General features: G+C 68.5%; 17 protein-coding genes. 12 read left to right on the plus strand and 5 right to left on the minus strand.

The window, feature by feature from the left end:
• Positions 1–100: 100 nt before the first annotated feature.
• Together HNR73_RS14225 and HNR73_RS14230 are read left to right on the plus strand one after the other, a co-directional pair.
• The gene (locus tag HNR73_RS14225) at positions 101–2,869 is read left to right on the plus strand and encodes a DUF1156 domain-containing protein (protein ID WP_184787880.1); all 2,769 of its coding nucleotides are present in this window, start codon (positions 101–103) and stop codon (positions 2,867–2,869) included.
• A 1-nt stretch (position 2,870) separates the two neighbouring features.
• On the plus strand, positions 2,871–6,209 hold the full coding sequence (locus HNR73_RS14230; protein WP_184787881.1) for a DUF499 family protein: 3,339 nt from the start codon (positions 2,871–2,873) through the stop codon (positions 6,207–6,209).
• 70 nt (positions 6,210–6,279) lie between these two features.
• Here HNR73_RS14230 and HNR73_RS14235 read toward each other — a convergent pair whose 3' ends face one another.
• A complete protein-coding gene (locus HNR73_RS14235) occupies positions 6,280–6,927 on the minus strand; it encodes a TetR/AcrR family transcriptional regulator (protein ID WP_184787882.1) in 648 nt (215 codons plus the stop codon).
• Between the two features lie 60 nt (positions 6,928–6,987).
• Here HNR73_RS14235 and HNR73_RS14240 point away from each other — a divergent pair, with 60 nt between their 5' ends.
• Entirely contained in the window at positions 6,988–8,526 is a 1,539-nt protein-coding gene (locus tag HNR73_RS14240) for an FAD-dependent monooxygenase (protein ID WP_184787883.1), read from the plus strand.
• Positions 8,527–8,650: 124 nt separating this feature from the next.
• On the opposite strand, the gene HNR73_RS14245 is transcribed toward HNR73_RS14240, so the two are convergent.
• Positions 8,651–9,481 carry a dienelactone hydrolase family protein gene (locus HNR73_RS14245; protein ID WP_203686511.1) on the minus strand — a complete coding sequence of 277 codons (831 nt, stop codon included), beginning with the start codon at positions 9,479–9,481 and terminating at the stop codon, positions 8,651–8,653.
• Between the two features lie 88 nt (positions 9,482–9,569).
• Between HNR73_RS14245 and HNR73_RS14250 the strand changes: the two genes are divergently transcribed.
• Together HNR73_RS14250 and HNR73_RS14255 are read left to right on the plus strand one after the other, a co-directional pair.
• The gene (locus HNR73_RS14250; protein WP_184787884.1) at positions 9,570–10,205 is read left to right on the plus strand and encodes a GNAT family N-acetyltransferase; all 636 of its coding nucleotides are present in this window, start codon (positions 9,570–9,572) and stop codon (positions 10,203–10,205) included.
• Complete coding sequence (locus HNR73_RS14255; RefSeq protein ID WP_203686513.1) at positions 10,202–11,116, plus strand: PaaX family transcriptional regulator C-terminal domain-containing protein; 915 nt, start codon at positions 10,202–10,204, stop codon at positions 11,114–11,116. Before HNR73_RS14250 ends, HNR73_RS14255 begins: the two co-directional genes overlap by 4 nt.
• Here HNR73_RS14255 and HNR73_RS14260 read toward each other — a convergent pair.
• Positions 11,065–12,090: an ArsR/SmtB family transcription factor gene (locus HNR73_RS14260; protein WP_184787886.1), complete on the minus strand. Its 1,026-nt coding sequence runs from the start codon at positions 12,088–12,090 to the stop codon at positions 11,065–11,067. The two genes, HNR73_RS14255 and HNR73_RS14260, sit on opposite strands and share 52 nt — an antisense overlap.
• 60 nt (positions 12,091–12,150) lie before the next feature.
• Here HNR73_RS14260 and HNR73_RS14265 point away from each other — a divergent pair, with 60 nt between their 5' ends.
• From HNR73_RS14265 to HNR73_RS14280, 4 genes are read left to right on the plus strand one after another with little or no spacing between them, the layout of a single operon-like run.
• Positions 12,151–13,059: a GNAT family N-acetyltransferase gene (locus HNR73_RS14265; RefSeq protein ID WP_184787887.1), complete on the plus strand. Its 909-nt coding sequence runs from the start codon at positions 12,151–12,153 to the stop codon at positions 13,057–13,059.
• 21 nt (positions 13,060–13,080) lie between these two features.
• The gene (locus HNR73_RS14270) at positions 13,081–13,416 is read left to right on the plus strand and encodes an ArsR/SmtB family transcription factor (protein ID WP_184787888.1); all 336 of its coding nucleotides are present in this window, start codon (positions 13,081–13,083) and stop codon (positions 13,414–13,416) included.
• Positions 13,413–13,886: an SRPBCC domain-containing protein gene (locus HNR73_RS14275; RefSeq protein WP_184787889.1), complete on the plus strand. Its 474-nt coding sequence runs from the start codon at positions 13,413–13,415 to the stop codon at positions 13,884–13,886. The genes HNR73_RS14270 and HNR73_RS14275 overlap by 4 nt, the downstream gene beginning before the upstream one ends.
• Positions 13,883–14,506 carry a dihydrofolate reductase family protein gene (locus tag HNR73_RS14280; protein ID WP_184787890.1) on the plus strand — a complete coding sequence of 208 codons (624 nt, stop codon included), beginning with the start codon at positions 13,883–13,885 and terminating at the stop codon, positions 14,504–14,506. Before HNR73_RS14275 ends, HNR73_RS14280 begins: the two co-directional genes overlap by 4 nt.
• A gap of 7 nt (positions 14,507–14,513) precedes the next feature.
• Here HNR73_RS14280 and HNR73_RS14285 read toward each other — a convergent pair whose 3' ends face one another.
• The gene (locus HNR73_RS14285) at positions 14,514–15,875 is read right to left on the minus strand and encodes a hypothetical protein (RefSeq protein ID WP_184787891.1); all 1,362 of its coding nucleotides are present in this window, start codon (positions 15,873–15,875) and stop codon (positions 14,514–14,516) included.
• Positions 15,876–15,955: 80 nt separating this feature from the next.
• Positions 15,956–16,996 (minus strand): LacI family DNA-binding transcriptional regulator, encoded by a 1,041-nt coding sequence (locus HNR73_RS14290; protein ID WP_184787892.1) that lies wholly within the window; start codon positions 16,994–16,996, stop codon positions 15,956–15,958.
• A 192-nt stretch (positions 16,997–17,188) separates the two neighbouring features.
• Here HNR73_RS14290 and HNR73_RS14295 point away from each other — a divergent pair, with 192 nt between their 5' ends.
• The 3 genes from HNR73_RS14295 to HNR73_RS14305 all read left to right on the plus strand — a co-directional run bounded on the left by HNR73_RS14295 (position 17,189) and on the right by HNR73_RS14305 (position 20,804).
• Positions 17,189–19,336, plus strand: coding sequence for a discoidin domain-containing protein (locus HNR73_RS14295; protein WP_184787893.1), 2,148 nt, complete (start codon positions 17,189–17,191; stop codon positions 19,334–19,336).
• 8 nt (positions 19,337–19,344) lie between these two features.
• Entirely contained in the window at positions 19,345–20,241 is an 897-nt protein-coding gene (locus HNR73_RS14300) for a DUF1996 domain-containing protein (protein WP_184787894.1), read from the plus strand.
• 119 nt (positions 20,242–20,360) lie between these two features.
• Entirely contained in the window at positions 20,361–20,804 is a 444-nt protein-coding gene (locus HNR73_RS14305) for a hypothetical protein (protein WP_184787895.1), read from the plus strand.
• The last annotated feature ends 229 nt before the right edge of the window (positions 20,805–21,033 follow it).

The following is a 21,033-nucleotide window of genomic DNA, read 5'->3' on the forward strand; positions in this document are numbered from 1 at the left end:
GCCCGTAAGGGCAGCATTCCTTTGATTTCGCGCCAGGAGAGCTTATTATCAAGCTCCCTGCGAGGTGTGCCTGCCCACATGCGAAGCTCGGGGACTTGTCATGCCCAAGAAGAAATTGATCGAGGTCGCCCTCCCTTTAGACGTGATCAATCGTGAGTCCGCGCGCGAGAAATCGATCCGACACGGCCATCCGTCGACGCTCCATCTGTGGTGGTCGCGTAAACCGCTGGCTGCGGCGCGGGCGGTCCTGTTTGCGCAGCTGGTTGATGATCCGTCGTCGCGGCCCGGGGACTTCCCTACCGAGGAGCTGCAACGTAAGGAGCGCAAGCGCCTCCATGCGTTGATCGAACGGCTCGTCAAGTGGGAAAACATCCACGACGAAGATCTGTTCGCCGAGGTGCGTGCCGAGATTCACAGATCCACTGATGGTAAACCGCCGCCGATCCTTGATCCATTTGCTGGTGGTGGGACCATTCCATTGGAGGCGCAGCGCTTGGGTTTAGAGACCTATGCTTCTGATCTCAACCCTGTAGCGGTGTTGATTAATAAGGCCCTCGTCGAGATTCCGTCGAAGTTTCGGGATAAGATCCCTGTATTTCCCGGGTTGGCCGAGTCTGAGTTTCGCGAATGGAAAGGTGCTCAGGGCCTTGCGGCTGACGTACGGTCTTACGGAGCTTGGATTCACGCTGAGGCCGAATCGCGAATTGGTCATCTGTATCCCAAGGCAATAGCGCCTGATGGATCCAAGGTGACGGTTATAGCATGGATATGGGCTCGAACGGTGACTTGCCCTAATCCTGGATGTGGTATTGCAATGCCGCTTGTTCGCTCCTGGTGGCTTGGAAAGAAAACCGGCAAGCAGGCGTATGTCGTTCCGTCGGTTGTTCCTGACGGCAGTCATAGTTCTGGAAAGCGAGTGAAATTTGAGATTGGCAGCGACCCGGCTTCTGCGCCGCGCCAGGTCAGTGATGGAACAATGTCGGCTCGCCAAGGAGGTGTTTGCCTTGCTTGTGACTCCGTTGCTAGCAAGAGCCATATCAAGAATGAAGGTATGGCCGGTCGAATGGGTACCGTGCTCATGGGGGTGGTGGCAAAGGGGGATCGGCGGCGAATCTATCTCTCGCCAACGTCGGTGCATGAGCTGGCGGCCGATGTGGACCACCGAGCGGACGTGCCCGATCAAGAGATCGCTTTCGATCCGCGCAATCTATGGGTGCCGCAGTATGGTATGAGGCGATTCATCGATCTCTTTACAAGGCGCCAGTTGGTTGCATTGGCAACTTTTGGGGACCTTGTCGGGGAGGCTCATGATCGAGTGCTTCGCGATGGAAATAGTCCATCATACGCCGCTGCAGTTGCTACGTATCTCGGTCTGGCGGTTAGTCGCTTGTCTGATTACGGATCGACAATTTCGACCTGGATGCCAGATCCGAAGAATGAAGGAATTCGGAACACGTTTGCGCGTCAGGCATTGCCAATGACGTGGGGATTTGCTGAAGCTAATCCATTCAGTGATTCCTCAGGGAACTTTGGCTTTATGTTGCGTGGCATAGATCGCGTTCTGAGTGGTTGGAACGGGAGATCAGACGCTGTTGCCTTCCAGGGGAATGCAATAGATTACGTGGGAGGTCCTGCTCTGATCTCGACCGATCCGCCGTACTATGACAATATTGTATACTCTGACCTTTCCGACTACTTCTATGTCTGGCTTCGTCGATCGATCCGTGCGTATCATGGTGATCTGCTTGGAGCTATGCTCGTTCCGAAGATTGACGAGTTGGTCGCTAATCCCTATCGGCACGGCGGAAGGCTGCGTGCGCGAGAGTTCTTTGAGGAAGGTTTTCGGGCTGTCTTTAGTAATGCTAGGAAGCATGCTCTTGATCAATTCCCGATTACCGTCTATTACGCGTTCAAGCAAGCCGAGGGTGACGCTGGAGGCGCGGCCTCGACCGGCTGGGAGACCTTACTCGAGGGTATGATTAGAAGTGGCTGGGAGATTACGTCGACGTGGCCGCTGCGAAGTGAGCGTGACGGTCGGATGTCCAGTGTTGGGGTCAATTCTCTAGCATCTTCTATCGTCCTTTCTCTCCGGCCACGGCTCGAGGGGGCGTTTATGACGGATCGGCGGGGATTCGTAGCCGCGTTGGAAGCTGAACTGCCCGATGCATTGCGTAGGTTGCAGCAAGGTCAGATCGCGCCCGTAGATCTACCGCAGGCAGCCATTGGGCCGGGTATGGCTGTGTTTAGCCGCTACAGCAAGGTGCTCGAGAGTGATGGATCGAAAATGAGCGTCCGCGCCGCGCTGGCGAGGATCAACGAAATCCTCGATCAAGTGCTCGCTGAACAGGAAGGCGATTTTGATACCACCACCCGCTGGGCAATCTCCTGGTATCGGCAGCATGGCTACGGTATCGGTCACTTCGGTGCCGCGGACAATCTTGCTCGGGCGCGAAACACCAGCGTGGACGCGATGGACCGGGACGGCATCTTGACCAGCCGGGCGGGCAATGTCCGGCTAATCAGTCCAGTGAGTCTCCCTGCGCAGTACGACATCCGCGCGGATCGCCACACTAGCAACTGGGAAGTCCTCCATCATCTCACCAAGACCCTCGAGCGCGACGGCATTGCCCCCGCAGGCGACTTCCTCCGGGAGGCAGTCAGTCTCCCCAATAGTGTGATCGACGCGGACCTCCTCAAGGAACTCGCCCACCTCCTCTTTCGGATCGCCGAAGCCCACAGCTGGACCAAAGACGCCCTCAGCTTCAACAACCTCGTCACCAGCTGGCCCGACATCCTCGACGCCGCGCAAGACGTCCGTTCTACGGCCCCAGCCCAGCCGACCCTCGACTTCGCCGAACAGGACGACTGACATGGCAGCGACCAACCGCGATCGCATCGGCCAGATGTTCGACCTCATGGCTCCCCAACTCGACGCGTTCCTGTCGCGAGTCCTCAACCGACAGCTCGGCGCCGGCCGCACGTGGACGCACATCGTCACCACTGTCGACAGCAACAATGGTCGGGACGTCCACCATGGTGACGTCTCGATCCAGCTCAAGGTGATCACTCAGAACTACACGCACCGCTTCCAAGGCGGCTGGCACCCGTTACGTTCCGAACTCTCCCGCACCCACGAGGCCTACGCCGCCGAACTTCTGCAAACCCGCCATGCCTGGGCCCACGGCAAGGCGTTCACCGACGACGACGCCTACCGCGCCCTCGACACCGCCCAGCGGCTCGCCGCCGCCATCGGCGCGGTCGGTACCGGCGATGACATCGCGCAGATCAGGCTCAACCTCCGCCGTGTCACCGCGGACAAGGACGACAAGAAGGTCCTCAAGGCCGTCGTCGACAACCCTGAGGCCTCCGGCCTGAAGCCCTGGCGCGAAGTGCTTCCTCCTCACGACGACGTCGCCACCGGGAACTTCCACGCTTCAGAGTTCGCCGCCGACCTCTACAAGGTCGCCACAGGCGGCGAACTCGACGCCGACTATGCCGACCCGCTGGAGTTCTTCAACCGCACCTACCTGACCGAAGGCTTGCGCGACTTCATCGGCCGCGCGGTGCGCCGGCTCTCCGGTGACGACAACGCCTCCCCGGTCATCAACCTGCAGACGAACTTCGGCGGCGGGAAGACCCACTCGATGCTGTCCCTGTGGCACATCGCGGCTGGCCTTCCGGTCGGTGACTTCCCGCAGGAGACACAGGACTTGCTGACCGCCAGTGGCTACACCGGCCGGAGGGTCAACCGCGTCGCCATCGTCGGAAACCATCTCAGTCCGACGGGCTCCACAAAGGACGACGGCACCCGCGTGAACACCATGTGGGGCGAACTCGCATGGCAGCTCGGCGGAGCGGAGGCCTACGAGATCGTCGCGACCGCCGACCGGCACCGCACTCATCCCGGCGATGCGCTGCACGAGCTGCTCACCCTCTACTCGCCGGCCGTGATCCTGATCGACGAGTGGGTCGCCTATGCGCGTTCACTCGTCGGACGCGACGACCTCGCCGGCGGGACTTTCGAGGACCAGTTCACGTTTGCGCAGTCCCTCACCGAGGCGGCCAAAGGCACATCCGGCGTCCTGCTGGCCATCTCCATCCCCGCTTCCGAGCGGGGCGTCGACGCCAAGCCCGTCGCGGGGACCGCCGAGGAAGTCGGTGGGACGAATGGGCTTGAGGCGCTAGAGCGGCTGCAGAACGTAGTGCGCCGTCTCGCCGACCAGTGGCGACCGGCGTCCTCGGACGAGGCCTACCACATCGTGAAGCAACGCCTGTTCAAGCAGGCCGACGCCCCTGCCCTCGCGGCCATCAGCGCGACCGCACGCGCCTACGTCGACATGTACAAGAAGTATTCCGACGACTTCCCACGCGAGGCTCGCGGTTCCGCCTACGAGAACCGCATCAAGCGCACGTATCCGATCCACCCCGAGCTGTTCGACACGCTCTACGAGGAGTGGTCCTCACTCGACCGCTTCCAGCGGACTCGCGGTGTCCTGCAGCTGATGAGCACGGTGATCCACGCCCTGTGGGTCGGTGAGGACGCCGCGCCGCTGATCATGCCCGGGTCCATTCCGCTCGCGACATCGAACGTGAACTCCACCCTGACCCAGTACCTGCAGGACTCGTGGAAGACGATCATCGACGCCGATGTGGACGGCGCGAACTCCGAACCGTCGCGGATCGACGCGGAGAAGCCCCTGTACGGGCAGCGGGCGTTGACCAAGCGGCTCGCTCGCGCGGTCTTCTTCGGTGCGGCGCCGACGATCGCGCCCGGTTCCGTCCACAAGGGGGTGACCGCCAAGCGCGTCTTTCTGGGTACGGCAGTCCCCGGTGACGTGCCGGGGAACTTCCACTCCGCCCTCACCCGGCTCGGTGACCGGGCGACGTACTTCTACTCGGGTTCCGGGAAGTACTGGTACGACCTCCAGCCCAACATCACCCGTGCCGCGAAGGACCAGGCCGAACGTCTGCACAAGGAGGACGTGTGGGCCGAGATCGTGCGTCGCCTGCAGAGCCAGGCCCGTGCGCGCGCCGATTTCGCGGGCGTGCACGTGTGTCCCGGGACCAGCGCCGAGGTCCCCGACATCGACGAGGTGCGTCTGGTCATCCTGCATCCGAAAGTCGCGCACCGGCGCGGTAAGGAGACAGAGGCCAAGGACTTCGCCAAAGCGGCGACGGAGCAGCGCGGAAACGCCAACCGGACCCACCGCAACATGCTCGTCTACCTCGCGGCCGACGAAGCCCGTTTGGAAGAACTCGAGTCGGCGACACGTGACTATCTCGGCTGGAGCCACGTCATCGCCAACGAAACCGATCTCGACCTCACCCAGAACCAGAAAAAGCAGGCGGAGCAACGGCGCGGCGTTGCCGACCAGACTGTGGCCACGCGCCTGCTCCAGACCTTCATCTGGGCGCTCATCCCCGCGCAACCCGATCCGGGGGCGCCCTTCGTCATCCGGGAGACCAAGGTCGAGGGGCAGTCCGACGTGCTCGCCGATCGTGTCTCGCGACGGCTGGCCAACGACGGTGACCTTTCCACGCGCCAAGCTGCCGCCACGATTCGGCTGGCCGTCGACAAGGTCCCGCAGATCTGGAAGGACGGTCACGTCTCCCTGGGGGCGCTCTGGGGGCTGTACAGCCAGTACCCGTACATGCCGCGTCTCCGCGATCGTCGTGTGCTCAATGCGGGCGTGACCGACATGCCGTTGGTGTGGCAGATCGATGCCTTCGCCCTCGCCGAGGGGCATGAGCCGGCGGGCGGCCACTACGTCGGACTCTGGATCCCGGGGGACGAGCGGGAAGCTCCGCCGAGAACCGACTCGCTTCTCCTCGTCCGCCCCGACGTCGCCGCCGCGCAACGTATCGCCGACGTGCCCGCTGTCAAGGATGTCCCCGATGTATCTGTCGAGGAGCGCGGGCACAAGAGACCGGACGAACCGGCCCCCGGCCGGCCAGATCTCCCTACGCGGATGCGCAAGACCCGCTTCTTCGGCGTCAAGACCCTCAACACCGACAAGATTGCGATGGACTTCAAGAACATCGCTGACGAGGTCCTCACCCACCTGCGTGCGGATCCCGGTACCGAGCTCACCGTGCGGATCGAGATCGAGGCGATCGACCCGCACGGCTTTGGCGAAGGCAAGGTCCGGACGGTCTCCGAGAACGCTCACACGCTCAAGTTCGACCAGTCGGGCTTCGAAGAGAACTGAGTGCTTTGGAGCGGCACCGGGAACACGTCGACGCAGACGACGATCAAGGCCTACGGGCTGAAGTGACCCGTCAGTCCCGCGACGCCCGCCCGTAGTCCGCCAGACCCCCTGCCAGGTCCCCGAAGGCCTCCTCGACGACCCGCAGGTGCCCGGGCAGGAGTTTCTCCAGTGGTGCGCCCGTCGCCGTCGTCCGCACTCCTTGCCGTACCAGCGCGCGGTAGGTCGCCATCAGTACCGCCGCCGCCAGTCGTGGCCGGGGGTCCTCGGGTCCCGTGCCGGTCTCCTCGGCGAGGACACCGGCGAAAGCGGTTTCGGTCTCGGCGGCCAGTTCGAGGTCCCGTCGTCGCAGCGGAGGGCTGTCCCAGACCATCGCCCAGAAGTGGTGGAAGTTCGCGCCGAAGCCGCCGAGGGGATGCCGTCGCCGGATCAGGTCGAGCATCAGATCCCTTACGGCGTCGGCGAAGGAGTTTCCGGCGGGGCGCTCGCGGACGGCTGTGGCGAGCCGCTCGTCGAGGTCCGGGGTGCGGTCGAAGACCAGGTCTTCTTTGAGCGGGAAGTAGTTGATGACGGTCATCCGGGACACTCCGGCGGCCTCGGCGACCTCGGACACCGAGACCTGGTCGAAGCCCCTGATCGCGAACAGGGCGGTGGCGTGGTCGCTGATCCGCTGCCGGGTCTCGCGCTTCTTGCGCTCCCGCAGTCCCTCCGGTTCGGGCATGAAGACACTGTACGCGATCTAAAATTTGGCAGAGTACAAAAATCGGGGCATGATGGCGGCATGACCGAACACGACAACACCGATCCCCAGGTCGTCATCGTCGGCGCCGGGCCCGTCGGCCTCGTCCTCGCCGGAGAACTCGCGCTCGCCGGCGTCCGCGCCCTCGTCCTGGAGCGCCTCACCGAGATCGACGAGACCATCAAGGCCGGAGCGATCGGGCCGATCGCCGCCACGAGCCTGGTCCGGCGCGGACTGGGCGGCGCGCTCGCCGAGATCCGCGCGGCGGTGCTCGCCAAAATGTCGTCCCACGGCGGTCCCGCGAAGATGCCGACCACCACCCACTTCGCGGGCCTGTGGAAACTCGACGCGGCGCTCGGTGGGCCGCCGCCCGTCGACGGCGTCGCCCCGATGGAGGCCGCGATCGTCCCGCAGGCGGTCCTGGAGAAGCTCCTCGACGAGCACGTCCGCGGACTCGGCGTCGAGATCCGCCGCGGTGTCGAGGTCCAGGGCTTCGACGCCGACGACTCGGGCGTGACCGTCCGTCTCGGCGGCTCGACCGTGCGGGCCGGGTACCTCGTCGGCTGCGACGGTGGCCGCAGCGGCGTCCGCAAGGCCGCCGGATTCGACTTCCCCGGCACCGATCCGGTGATCACCGGGCACCAGGCGATGGTCACCCTCGACGATCCGGGCAAGCTCCAAGGCGGCTGGAACCGCACCCCCACCGGCCTTTACGTGCACGGGCCCTTCCCGGGCAGGATCCTGACCGTCGAGTTCGACGGCCCGCCCGCCGACCGCGACGCCGAGGTCACCCGCGAAGAGCTCCAGGCGAGCCTGCGCCGGGTCTCGGGCACCGACGTGACGATCACCGGCGTGAAGTCGGCGACCCGGTTCACCGACAACGCCCGCCAGGTCACCGCGTACCGCCGGGGCCGCGTCCTGCTCGCCGGCGACGCCGCCCACGTCCACTCGCCTTTCGGCGGGCAGGGACTCAACCTCGGCATCGGCGACGCGATGAACCTGGGCTGGAAACTCGCCGCCGTCGTCAACGGCACCACCGGCGACGAACTGCTCGACACCTACGGCGCCGAACGCCACCCCGTCGCCGCCGCCGTTCTGGCCAACACCCGCGCGCAGGTCGCGCTCATGAGACCCGACCCGCACACCGGGGCACTGCGCGACCTCTTCGCCGAGCTCATGGACCAGCCGCAGGTCAACACCCGGCTGCTGGAGATGATGGCCGGGCTCGACATCCGCTACCGCGACGGGCACCCCCTCGCCGGACGTCACTGTCCGAACCTCGAACTCGCCGACGGCCCGACCCTCGACGAGCTGTTCGGTACCTGCCGCGCCCTGCTCCTCGACTTCACCGGCCTCACCGAGGACCCGGGCGTGCCCGGCGTCCACTACGCCGCCGTGGAGGCCAGGGCCGCCAAGGCGCTGGACGTCGCGGCGATGCTCGTGCGTCCGGACGGGTACGTGGCCTGGGCCGCGCCTTGGGGAGCGGCGGGGCCGGAGGGGCTCAGCGAGGCGCTGGGGGAGTGGTTCGGGGGTGGTGGGGGCGGCCGCCGCCAGGGGGTGGACAGCGCAGGGTCGCCATGAGCCGAACCCGAAGCGGCATGCCGACGACCGCAGTGCCCCGCTCGGCCGGCGAGAGCCGTCGACGGTGGATCCCTTCCCTGTGCTTCTCGGCAGGGGCACGCGTGCGGGCAGGGAGGCTCGCCGGTTACGCCATCCCCCGGAGGTAGTCGGCCTGATCCCCGAGGAACCCCGCCGTGTACAGCCGGCGGGGTGCGAACACTCCGGTCAGGGTCAACTGGACCGTCGACCGCTCGACTGCCGCGTCGACCATGGCGTGCCCGGCTTCGGGATAGCGGAGGACCAACAGGTCGGGCAGGAGCTCGCGGTAGGCGGCCCCGGTCTCGGCCACGTCCACGTTCAGATCGTGGCCGGCCAGCATGAGCAGTACGGGCACGTCGTGGGCCGCGCGGAGGTCGTCGGTGGCGTCGGCGGTGTGGTTGCGCTGGATGAAACCCCAGCGCTCCGCAGTCATGTCCCTCCCGTCGCCCATCGCCGCCCGGTAGTCCTCAAAGGACGCACCCCGGTCGAGGAGTTCGAGGACGGTTTCGCGGTCCCGCGGCGCCTCGGCGACCCGCTCCGGTTCGGCTCCCTCGGCACCGAGCTCGGCCAGGAGGTTGTAGCGGCCCTGGCGCTGCCAGATCACGGCGGGCGAGACGGCGATCATGAACCGCAGCCCGGGTTCGGCCGCGGCGAAGGACTCCCACAGCGGCCGGTAGTGCGACTCGTGCGTGGCGTCGACCGGTCCGTCGCCGTGCACGAACACGACCAGGCCGAACGGGCCGTCCCCGTCGGGCGGCAGGGCGAGTACCCCGTCGAGCAGTCGCCCGTCGTGTCTCAGTGAGACCTGTTCCTCGCTCAGGTCGTAGGCGTGCTGCCAGAGCACGACCGAACCCGCGGCGAGGCCGAGCAGCAGCACTCCGGCCAGTGACCACAGTGTCCACCGTCGGGCGCGGGCCGGTCGGCGCCGTTCACTCATCCGGCTCCCCAATCGCTTGAAAGTCAAACGCTCGTTTTCATAATGAACGTATTAGACTCGATAGTGCAAGCCGAGGACAGGAGCGCACATGGAAGCGATGAACGGCCGCCCGGAACTGTGCCGGGAGGTGCCCCAAGGCGCGGAGCTCCGCGTCGCCGAGCTGTACTGGGAGGCGTTCGGCCGCAAACTCGGCCCCGCGCTGAACCCGCCGGAGAAGGCACGGGCCTTCATCGCGCGGCACCTGCACCGCGACCGGGGCGTGACCGCGCTGGTCGACGGCCGGGTCGTCGGAGTCGCCGGCTACCAGCTGGACGGCCGGGCACTGACCGGCGGGGGAGCCCGCGATGTGCTCGCCGCCTATGGAGCGTTCGCCGGACTGCCCCGGCTGGCGCTGCTGGCCCTCTTCGAGCGACGCGCCCGCCCCGCCGAACTGACCATGGACGGAATCGTCGTCGCGCCCGGGCAGCGCGGTGCCGGCATCGGCGGACTCCTGCTCCAGGCGATCGCCGCGATCGCCGCCGAACACGGCCGCGACCGGATCCGCCTCGACGTGATCGACGTCAACCCCCGTGCACGCGCGCTCTACGAGCGGCACGGATTCGCCGCCACCCGCACCCGGCGCACACCATGGCTGCGCGACCTGCTCGGGTTCGGCGCGGTGACCACGATGCACCGACCGGTGACATCCGCCGACCTGCCCGCCCCCCGGGAGGCGACACCGTGACCACCCGGCCCGAGATCCCGACCCGGCTACTGGTGCACGCACTGGTCCGCGCCGACGGCACCGTCGACGCCGAGCAGCTCTACACCGTCGCCGGACTACTCGACATGACCGACCAGCAGGTCAGGCTGTGCGTCAAACGGCTGGTCGCCGAGGGCCTGTTCACCCAAGACGGCCGGGGCCGCCGGGCGGTACTGCGCGCCGTCGCCGACCCGGCCGGCGCCATCGCCCCCGACGTCGACTACGTGCGGCACGCCTACCGGCAGGACGCCGGCCTGGCACCGTGGGACGGCCGCTGGCACCTCTTCGCCTTCGCCATCCCCGAGCGCCGTCGCACCGCCCGCGACGCCTTTCGCGCCGCCCTGCTGCACCTGGGCGCGACGGCCGTCCAGGGCGGCCTCTACGTCGCCGCCAACCCGATCGCCCCACTCGTCGAGGCCCAGGCCCGCCAACTCGATGTCCTCGACCAGCTCACCTCCTGCACCACCACCGACCTGCGACTCGGCGACCACATCGAGCCGACGGAACTGGCCGCCGCGCTATGGCCGCTCACCGAGCTCGCCGACCGGCACCGCACGCTCGCCGCCTTCGCCGCCGACTGCCTCAACCGCGTCCAGGGCCCGACCCCGCCCACCGGTGGCGACGCGCGGGGCGACACCGCCCGCCTCGACGACGCCGAACGGCTGACCATGGCGGTCCAACTCGCGACCGTGTTCACCGACGCGATGCGACCCGATCCGTTGCTCCCACCCGAACTGCTCCCACCGGACTGGCCCGGCCGCGAAGCCCGCCGGCTGGCCGCCGACTGCTGGACGCGGCTCCGCGTCGGCCGGCCCGCGACCGGCCCACGGCTGTTCGCGCTCTACGAGGAGGCGTTCGAGGCGGCGGGTGATCCGTCATCAGCCGCGAGATGACCGCCCGCCAGCACCCCCACCACCCGCTCCCCCCACTCCGTCAGCCGGTACACCACCCCGCGTCCCACGCGCTCGCCGACGATCACGCCGCTCTCGCGCAGTACGGCCAGGTGCGCGCTCACCGTCCCCAGCGACAGCTCCAGCACCGCCGCGAGTTGCGTGCTCGTCGCGGGCCGGGCGAGTTCGCGCAGGACGCGGGCGCGTCCGGGCCCGAGGAGGCCGGCGAGGGGGTCGTCGGCGCCGGCGGGTACCGCTGCCGCCGGGCCCCGGGCCGGGTAGACCAGTGCGAAGTGCGGCGGCCGTTCGCAGGTCCATGAGCCGTTGTCGGAGGTGTGCGGCACGAAGGTGAGGCCCTCGTCGGTGATGTGGCGGTCGGGGTAGTCCTGCTCGCTGAAGCGGATGGCGTTGTCGCCGACCCAGACGGAGTGGCGGGTCATTCCCTCGACGGCCCGCCGCCAGCCGTAGGCGGCGAGGATTCCGGCGCGGTGCATGATGTCGCGTTCGAGGACGGCGCGGCGGCGGGGCCAGTCGGGGGCGACGAAGCGGGTCCAGCCTTCGCGGAAGACCCCGGCGATGCGGGGCGCGAGCCCCGGCCGGGCGAGCCAGGCCGTGTACTGCGGGGGACGGGAGGCGGCCAGGGCGTCGGCGACGGTGGCGCGGACGGCCTCATCGGTGTGGGCGGCGACTTCGGCGAGCTCGTCGTCCAGCCGGGTGTGCATGCCGCCCATCGGCGGGGGTGTCACCGTGTCGGGAAGCCACTTCGTGGCCGACACCAGCGACATGAGCCCCATCGCCGTCTCGTGGGTCTCGATCCAGGCGAGGTAGGCGGGGCGGTGCTCGGCGTGCCACGACGCCTGCCAGGGGGCCGGTGAGGTGCGGTGCAGCGCGACGAGCGTGCTGAGCGTCTCGGCGAGCGGGGACAGCGCGAAGCGGCAGCGGGCCAGAGCCGCCGGGCTGAGTCTGAGCAGGGTCATGGTTGCGCCTTTCGGCGCAAGGATAGCGGTGATCATCGCGAGTGGGCGACACTCCCGCGCATGATCACTCCCGACGGTTACACCGCCCGCCCCGCCACCCTCGCCGACCTGCCCGCGATCCACGCCCTCGTGGCCGCGTGCGAACAGGCCCTCCACGGCGTCGCCGAGACCGACGCCGAGGTCGTCGCCGCCGACTTCGCCCGCCCCGGGCTCGACCCGGACCGCGACACCGTCGTCGTCTTCGACGCGGCCGGGGCGCTCGCCGCGCGGGCGTGGGTGAACCGGCGCTCCGAGGTCGATGTCCACCCGCTGCATCGGGGCCGTGGGCTCGGCGGCGCGCTGCTGGCCTGGACCGAGGGGCGGGCGCGGGAGTCGGGAACGGCGAAGCTCGCGCAGACCGTCGCCGACGCCGACACGGCGGCCGTCGCCCTCGTGCGCGGGGCGGGCTTCGAACCACTGGTCACCGCCTGGTTGCTGGAGATCGCCCTGCCGTGCGAGCCTCCCGCGCGACGGGAGGACGTCGTGGTGCGGATGTTCCGGGCCGGCGACGAGCACGCCGTCCACGTGCTCGTCGAGGACGCCTTCGACGACTGGCAGGAGCGGCGCAAGGGCTTCGACGAGTGGGCGCGGCTCACCGTCGGCCGTTCGACTTTCGCGCCGGGGGTCTCGCCGCTCGCCTTCGCGGGGGAGGAGCTGATCGGGGCGGTCCTCTCCCTCGACGACCCGGCGTCTCCCGACGGCTACATCGAGCGGGTCGCGGTCCGGCGCGACCATCGGGGTCGCGGTGTGGCCTCGCTGCTGCTGCGGCATGCCTTCGAGGGCTTCCATCGTCGTGGGCGGGGCGCCTGCACGCTCTGGACGCATTCCGACACCGGTGCGCTGGCGCTGTACGAGCGGGTGGGCATGTCGGTGCGGCGTTCGTCGACGGTTCACCGGAAGGATCTCCGCGATACTTTGCCAAAAGGCTAAGTGTCTGCGATACTTAGCTTCATGGCTGAGTATTCGACCGAGATCGACGGCGTGTTCGTCGCCCTCGCCGACCCCACCCGCCGCGGCGTCATCCGGCGCCTCGGCCGCGGCCCCACCAGCGTCGGCGACCTCGCCCGCGAGTTCCCGATGACCCTTCCCTCGTTTATGAAGCACGTCCGCACGCTGGAGACCAACGGCCTCATCCGGACCGTCAAGTCCGGCCGCGTCCGCACCTGCGTGCTCAACCGCGACCGCCTCGCCCTCATCGACGACTGGCTCACCGAGCAGCGCCGGATCTGGGAGGAGCGGACCGACCGCCTCGAACAGTTCGTCACCGACCCGGAGGAGCAGCCGTGAACCCCGCACTCGACCTGAGCATCGAACGCCGCATCGCGGCCCCACGCGACCGCGTCTGGCGCGCCTGGACCGACCCGGCCAGCCTGGCGAAATGGTGGATCCCGGCACCGATGGTCTGCCGCGTCGACCGCCTGGAGGTCCGTCCCGGCGGCGCCTTCGTCACCCGCATGAGCGAAGACGGCGCCACCTTCGTCCCGCACATGGACGCCAGCTTCCTCGTCGTCGACGAAGGCGAGCGCATCGTGTTCACCAACGTCGTCGACAGCACCTGGCGGCCGGTGAACCCCGAACCGGTCTCCCTCACCGCCGAGATCACCTTCGCCGACCACCCCGACGGCACCGATTACCGCGCCGTCGTCCGCCACGGCGACCCCGCCGCCCGCGAGCTCCACGAGAAGCTCGGCTTCTTCGAGGGCTGGGGCACGGTCACCGGTCAGCTCGCCGCGCTCGCCGAGGGGGAGGGGCGATGAAGGTCGGTCTCACCGAGTTCGTGACCCTCGACGGGGTCAGCCAGGGGCCGGGTTCGCCCGACGAGGACACCACGGGCGGGTTCACGCGCGGCGGCTGGCTCGTCCCGCACATGGACGAGACCTTCATCGAGCGCGCCTCGGCGTGGCTCGGCCTCGCCGACGGCCTGCTGCTCGGGCGCCGGACCTATGAGGCCTTCGCCCGCGACTGGCCGAAGATCACCGATCCGGACGATCCGTTCACCGAGCGGATGAACTCGCTGCCGAAGTACGTCGTGACCAGCACCCTGACCGAGGGGAGCTGGGAGCCGACGACGGTGCTCCGCGGCGACCCGGTCGAGACGGTCGCGGAGCTGCGGAAACTCCCGGGGCGTGAGCTCCAGATCCACGGCAGCGCGCGGCTCGGCGCCGCGCTGCTGCGGGCCGGGCTGGTCGACACGGTCCGGCTGGTGGTCGCGCCGACCGTCATCGGTGCGGGGCGGCGGCTTTTCGAGCCGGGCGAGCCGGCCGGGTTGCGGCTCACCGGTCAGGAGTCGACGCCGAAAGGCCTGCTGCTGCTGGAGTACGAGGCCGTGGGCGCGGCCGCGGTCGGTGCCTACGGGGGCGTCTCGGCGATCGGGTGAGGTGGCCTCACATGCCCGGAACCGGCTGCCACGCGGGGTTGTTGCGGGTGTAGGGCCGCACGTCGAGTTTCACGCCTTCGCGCAGGAAGCCGCCGAGCACGAGTTTGCGGCGGTCGCTCGCGAGGATGTGGATGCAGCCGTGGGAGAAGTCGAGGTCGCCTTCGACGAGGGCGGCGTTGGCGTCGTCGGTGACATCGGTGGTGTGCAGGAAGACGCCGGGGGAGCCTTCGACGCGCTGTGAGGCGGTTCCGAAGTCGTTGAGCAGCCATTCCGGTGGCAGTGGGCGGGTGGTCTTGCCGGTGTTCTCCAGGACGCGTTCCTCGTTGAGCAGCGCGGTGCGCTTGGCCGGATCGGTGGTGGCGCGCAGCTCGGCGGCGATGGTGACCCAGGCGCTGTCCTCGATGACCTCGGCCGGCGTGAGGGGGGTGGGCAGTTTCGTGACCGACGTCCACTTCCCGCCGCGCTGGAACTGGACGTCGGCGCCGTCCTGCCGCATCGGGGTTCCGTTGGCCAGTTGCGAGTTCTGCCAGGCGTTGGTGGTGTGGCCGCGGATCGGGCCGAGCGGGTAGGTGCCAGGGGCGGTGGGGTCGGCGGTGTGGTCGCCATCCTTGTAGGACTTCCACGGGCCGCCGCGGGCCGGTACCGCCATGACCGGTCTTCCCTTGTGCAGCACGGTGATCTCGCCGAGCGGCTGCGGCCTGGGCGGACCGGGATGGGACGGGTCGGGTGGCGCGGGGATGTCGCGGACGTCGGGCACGAAGCGCAGCAGCAGTTCGCCGGTCGGTGGGCCGACGACGCTGGTGATCTCGCCTTCGAGGCCGGGGCGCGCCAGGGTCGGGACGCCGTTGAGGAGCGCCTCCCGATCGCCGTCACTGAGCCGTTTGAGCAGGGCGAGGCGGTCCTTCTTGCGCATCTTCGACAGGATCCGCCAGCACTGTTCGAAGGTGATCTTCGCGGCGACGGCGTTGCGCACGGCGTCCATGGCGTCGATCTGGGTGGCGGAGGATCCGGTCTTCGCCAGTGACATGGCCAGGTCGAGGCGGGGCTTGTCGTACTTTCCGCCGTCGACGGGGTTGCGCGCCAGCCGGGCGCGGTTGTCGGGGCCCATCCGCTTGAGGATGAGCAGGATGCCTTCGGGGTTGTGCTTGTTGAGGTGCCACCAGGGTCCGTCGGTCCGGTTGTAGTCCTGGCCGTCGACCATGAGATCGGTGATCTCCCTGGTGTTCACGCCGGTCCAGTCGCGCTGGAGGAACAGCGTGGTCGCGCGATTTCCGGCGCTGCGCTGGAGGCCGAGGACGGGATGGTCCGTGGGCGCCCGGGGCGGTTCGCGCCGGGACGCCACGGCGTGCGGGTGCTGTCGGTCGCGCATGTCCTCACCCCCTGAGTCCATGCTGAGCGTCGCAGGACGGCGGGACCCCGGCAAGCGCTTAAAGTGCCCGAAAGGGCAGGTCAGCCGCTGCCACGGACGACGAGGCGCGGTTCGAAGATGACGGAGGTGACCTCACGGCCGGGTTCGGCGATGCGTTCCAGGAGCAGGCGCGCCATCTCGGCGGCCATGTCCTCGACCGGTTGCCGCACGGTCGTCAGTTCCGGGACGGTGTCGACGGCGGCGCCGCTGTCGTCGAAGCCGACCACCGCGACCCGATCCGGCACGGGCCGGCCGGTCTCGCGCAGGGCCTCGATCGCGCCCTGGGCCATGAGGTCGTTGAGGGCGAAGACGCCGTCGATGTCGGGATGGGCGGCCAGCAGCCGTTTCATGGCCTGGAGGCCGCTGTCGCGGGTGAAGTTGCCTTCGGCGCAGGGGACGTAGGGACGGCCGTGGCGGGCGAGGGCGTCGCGGAAGCCGTAGAGGCGCTCCTGGGAGGCGTTGACCGCGCGGGGACCGGAGATGGTCGCGATCATCCGGCTGCCGCGCGACAGGAGGTGCTCGGCGGCGAGGGCGCCGCCTTCGCGGTTGGCCAGATCGACGTAGCTGATGGGGATCGGCTCGGCCGGGCGGGCGAAGAGCACCGCCGGGATCCCGGCGGCGATGAGGCGCGCGGGCAGGGGGTCCTCGGCGTGCGTCGACACCAGCAGGGCCCCGTCGGCGTTGCCCCTGCGCAGGTAGTCGACGACCTCGTCGCGGGCCTGTTCGGACTCGGCGAGCATGAGGACGGGGTGCATGCCCTGTGGGCGCAGGTATCCGATGACGCCGCCGGCGACGCGGCCGAAGAACGGATCGCCGAGTATCGAGCCGGGGCCGCCGTCTCCGGCGCCGGAGATGACCAGGGCGAGGGCGTCGGCGCGGCGGGTCACCAGCGAGCGGGCCGCGCGGTTGGGGACGTAGCCGATGGCGGCGATCGCGTCCTGGACCTGGGCGGCGAGGGCCGGGTCGACGTTGCGGACGCCGTTGATCACGCGGGAGACCGTCGCGCGGGACACGCCCGCGACGTCGGCGACCTGTTCGAGCGTGGGTGATCGTCTCTCGGTGGTGGAGCCCTCCGCGTCCATGGCTGCTTTTATAGCACGGCGGAGAGCGCTCTCCACCCCCTCGCGAGGTGGTCGCGCGGACTCTGTCCGAAAGGGACCGTTGATCCCCGGATGCATTGCCACTTAAGTCAATCCTTGACAATTCCGTGATCGAACTGGAACACTCGGGAGCACATTGGAGAGCGCTCTCCCGGTCATGCGACAGGAGATCCGATGAACGCCAGGTCCCCCGGCATCCCGGCGCGTCTCACCGCCGTGCTCGGTGCCGCTCTGCTCCTCCTCGGCTGCTTAACGGCCGTGGCCCCACCCGCGGCGGCCGCGCCCACCCTGCTGTCACAGGGAAAGACGGCCACCGCCTCGTCCAGCGAGAACCCCGACTACACCCCCGCCCGCCTCGCCTTCGACGGCGACTCGGGAACCCGCTGGTCGAGCGCCTTCGCCGACCCGCAGTGGATCCAGGTCGATCTGGGCGCCTCGGCCTCGGTCGAGCGGATCGTGCTCAACTGGGAGGGCGCCTACGCCAGGGCCTTCCAGCTGCAGGTCTCCACCGACGGGGCACAGTGGGCCACGATCCACAGCACCACGACCGGAACCGGTGGCGTACAGACGATCCCCGTCTCCGGCAGCGGCCGCTTCGTCCGGATGTACGGCACGGCACGCGCGACCGGATACGGCTACTCGCTCTGGGAGTTCCAGGTCTATGGCACCACCGGCGGGCAGCCGCCCGGCCCCGGCACGGTCGCGGTGACCGGGAGCCAGGGCAACTGGCGGCTCACCGTCGACGGCGCCCCCTACACGATCAAGGGCCTCACCTGGGGTCCACCGGTCTCGGCCGCCGGTCAGTACATGCCCGACCTGAGGTCCATGGGCGTCAACACGATCCGGACCTGGGGCACCGACGCGAGCAGCCGGCCGCTCTTCGACGCCGCGGCGGCCAACGGGATCCGCGTCATCGCGGGCTTCTGGCTGCAACCGGGCGGCGGGCCGGGTAGTGGAGGGTGCGTCAACTACGTCACCGACACCGCCTACAAGACGACGATGCTCGGCGAGATCCGCAACTGGACGACGACCTACAAGGACCACGCCGGCGTGCTGATGTGGAACGTCGGCAACGAGTCGGTCCTCGGCATGCAGAACTGTTTCAGCGGCGCCGAACTGGAGAGCCAGCGCAACGCCTACACCGCCTTCGTCAACGAGGCCGCCAGGGCGATCCACACGATCGACCCGAACCACCCGGTGACCTCGACCGACGCGTGGGTCGGCGCCTGGCCGTACTACAAGGCCAACGCCCCGGACCTGGATCTGTACGCGGTCAACGCCTACAACGCCGTGTGCGGGGTCAAGCAGGCCTGGATCGACGGCGGCTACACCAAGCCCTACATCGTGACCGAGGCTGGCCCGGCCGGCGAGTGGGAGGTCCCCAACGACGCCAACGGTGTGCCGAACGAGCCGACCGACGTGCAGAAGCGCGACGGTTACGCCTCCGCCTGGAACTGCGTCACCGGCCACACCGGCGTCTCGCTCGGCGCGACGATGTTCCACTACGGCCTCGAAGAGGACTTCGGCGGCGTGTGGTTCAACCTGCTGCCCGGCGGCCAGAAGCGCCTGGCGTACCACGAGGTCAAGCGCCTCTACAGTGGACAGGCCTCGGCCAACACGCCCCCGGTCATCACCGGACTGAACGTCGCGAACGCCGGTGCCGTCGCGAGCGGTTCGCAGTTCCGGATGACCGCGAACATCGCCGACCCGAACGGCGACGCCATCAGTTACGCGGTGAAGCTGAACTCGAAGTACATCAACAACGCCGGCGGCTTCATCGACGCGCCCTTCGTCCGCAACGGCGATGGGAGCTTCTCGGTCACCGCACCGCAGATGCTCGGCGTGTGGAAGGTCTACCTGTACGCCCGCGACGGCCAGGGCAACGTCGGCATCGAGACGCGCTCGTTGCGGGTCGTCCCGCCACCGGTCAGCGGGACGAACCTCGCGCGCGGCCGGCCCGCGACGGCCTCGTCCTTCCAGTCCTTCGGCGACCTCAACCCCGGCAAGGCGGTCGACGGCGACCTGACGACGCGCTGGGCGAGCGACTGGTCGGATCCACAGTGGATCCAGGTGGATCTGGGCGCGTCCAGGGCGTTCCGGCACGTCCAGCTCGTCTGGGAGACCTCCTTCGCGCGGTCCTACCAGATCCAGACCTCCAACGACGGCGTCAACTGGACGACCGTCCACAGCACCACCGCCGGCGACGGGGGAGCCGACGACGTCGACGTCAACGCCACGGCCCGGTACGTGCGCGTCAACGGAACACAACGCGGGACCGAATGGGGCTACTCGCTGTTCGAGTTCGGCGTCTACGGGAACTAGGAGGAGACATGAAACGCCCGATCACCGCAGTGCTGTCGGCGGCCGTCTTACTCGGCGTCGCGCTGGCCGTCCCGTCGGCCTCGACCGCCGACCCGGCGGTCACCCACCACGAGTTCCAGGCCAACTGCACCATCACGCACACCGCCAGCGACGACCCGATCGTCCACCCCGGACACACCGGGATGTCACACAACCACACCTTCATGGGCAACCGCACGACGAACGCCTACAGCACGACCGAGTCGCTGATGGCCGGTACGACGAGCTGCAGGGTGCCGAAGGACAAGTCGGCCTACTGGGTTCCGACGCTGACCAACGGGACCACGCCGATCCTGTCGACGTGGCACCAGACGCTGTACTACAAGTCGGGGATCCTCGACTACGCCGCCGTGCAGCCCTTCCCGCTCGGGATCCGTTTCGTGGTCGGCAACATGACCGCGACGAAGGACGAGTTCCGGACCGCACCCGGCGCCGTCGAGGGCTGGGAGTGCGGTGAGAGCTTCCACAACTGGGACTTCCCGGCCTGGTGCCCGGCGGGCACGCAACTCAACATCCGCTACCAGGCACCGAGCTGCTGGGACGGCGTGCATCTGGACTCCGCCGACCACAAGAGCCACATGGCCTACCCGGTCAACGGCGCCTGCACGGCGAGCCATCCGGTCCCCGTGCCGATGCTGGAGTACAAGATCGCCTTCCCGACCGACGGGAACATGGCGGCCGTGCAACTGGCGTCGGGACGCGGTTACAGCTGGCATTACGACTTCTTCAACGCCTGGGACCCGGCGACCCAGGCGGCGCTGGTCGACCACTGCATCAATGGTGGTCTCCAGTGCGACGCGCGCGGCTTCGACCTGTACAAGCCCGGCAGGGGAGCGGCGCTGAACGAGAACTACGAACTGCCCTGAGGCGGCGCCGGGCGCGTTCCAGGCGGGGCGCGCCCGGCGTTCCGGGCCGCCGTCGGTGCCCCCCGCGCGGAGTCGCCCTCTGTTCTACTGAGGACAACTCCGAACGGAAGGAAACGAGCATGCGACGGGGGCTCTTCCTGGCGTTGGCGGCCATGGCCGCGATTCTCATCCCGACCACCGCGCAGGCCGACGTCTCAGTGCAGGCGACCTGCGGGCAGTTCTCCCACAACAGTCTCAACGGCGGGTCCTACGGCCGGCTCTGGTACTGCTACACCAAGCAGTCGAACGGCTGGTACCGCGTGACGGCCACCGACATCCACACCGCCGACGGCATCACGGCCGGAGACCAGTGGGGCGGCGCGATATTCGCCCACTATGAGACCCGCTCCGGTTACTACCCCAGCACACTGGTCGGGCGCGCTCACGATTACCAGAGCGTCGACGGGCCACCATGGTCGACCAGTGACGTGAAGAACGTCTGGTTCGAGATCTGCAACGAACCGGACCACTCGGACTCCTACGTCTACGCCAGTCACTGCAGGCGGATGACCAAGGACTTCTAGTCCGGATCCGCCCGTTCAGTCGGCAAACCTCGCTCGGTTCTCGCCGAACGCCGCCCTCGAACGGGTGGGCGGCCATGTCGCACCGGGCCGAGACGGGTGGCGGGGCCCCGCCCCCCGGGCGGGGCCCCCCCCCCCCCCCCGGGGGGGCGGGGGGGGGGGGCCGCCCCCCCAAGCCGGCCACCCCGCGCGGGGCCCCCCCCCGGCCCCCCCGGCAAAAAAACAGAGGGTT

The organism is Phytomonospora endophytica (assembly GCF_014202425.1).
GTDB lineage: Bacteria > Actinomycetota > Actinomycetes > Mycobacteriales > Micromonosporaceae > Phytomonospora > Phytomonospora endophytica.

Coding starts and splice junctions, on each gene's coding strand:
- HNR73_RS14280 (WP_184787890.1), top strand. CDS start 13,883: ATGAAGGTCGGTCTCACCGAGTTCGTGACCCTCGACGGGGTCAGCCAG.
- HNR73_RS14290 (WP_184787892.1), bottom strand. CDS start 16,996: ATGGACGCGGAGGGCTCCACCACCGAGAGACGATCACCCACGCTCGAA.
- HNR73_RS14265 (WP_184787887.1), top strand. CDS start 12,151: ATGATCACTCCCGACGGTTACACCGCCCGCCCCGCCACCCTCGCCGAC.
- HNR73_RS14245 (WP_203686511.1), bottom strand. CDS start 9,481: ATGAGTGAACGGCGCCGACCGGCCCGCGCCCGACGGTGGACACTGTGG.
- HNR73_RS14305 (WP_184787895.1), top strand. CDS start 20,361: ATGCGACGGGGGCTCTTCCTGGCGTTGGCGGCCATGGCCGCGATTCTC.
- HNR73_RS14235 (WP_184787882.1), bottom strand. CDS start 6,927: ATGCCCGAACCGGAGGGACTGCGGGAGCGCAAGAAGCGCGAGACCCGG.
- HNR73_RS14225 (WP_184787880.1), top strand. CDS start 101: ATGCCCAAGAAGAAATTGATCGAGGTCGCCCTCCCTTTAGACGTGATC.
- HNR73_RS14285 (WP_184787891.1), bottom strand. CDS start 15,875: ATGCGCGACCGACAGCACCCGCACGCCGTGGCGTCCCGGCGCGAACCG.
- HNR73_RS14230 (WP_184787881.1), top strand. CDS start 2,871: ATGGCAGCGACCAACCGCGATCGCATCGGCCAGATGTTCGACCTCATG.
- HNR73_RS14240 (WP_184787883.1), top strand. CDS start 6,988: ATGACCGAACACGACAACACCGATCCCCAGGTCGTCATCGTCGGCGCC.
- HNR73_RS14250 (WP_184787884.1), top strand. CDS start 9,570: ATGGAAGCGATGAACGGCCGCCCGGAACTGTGCCGGGAGGTGCCCCAA.
- HNR73_RS14270 (WP_184787888.1), top strand. CDS start 13,081: ATGGCTGAGTATTCGACCGAGATCGACGGCGTGTTCGTCGCCCTCGCC.
- HNR73_RS14300 (WP_184787894.1), top strand. CDS start 19,345: ATGAAACGCCCGATCACCGCAGTGCTGTCGGCGGCCGTCTTACTCGGC.
- HNR73_RS14260 (WP_184787886.1), bottom strand. CDS start 12,090: ATGACCCTGCTCAGACTCAGCCCGGCGGCTCTGGCCCGCTGCCGCTTC.
- HNR73_RS14295 (WP_184787893.1), top strand. CDS start 17,189: ATGAACGCCAGGTCCCCCGGCATCCCGGCGCGTCTCACCGCCGTGCTC.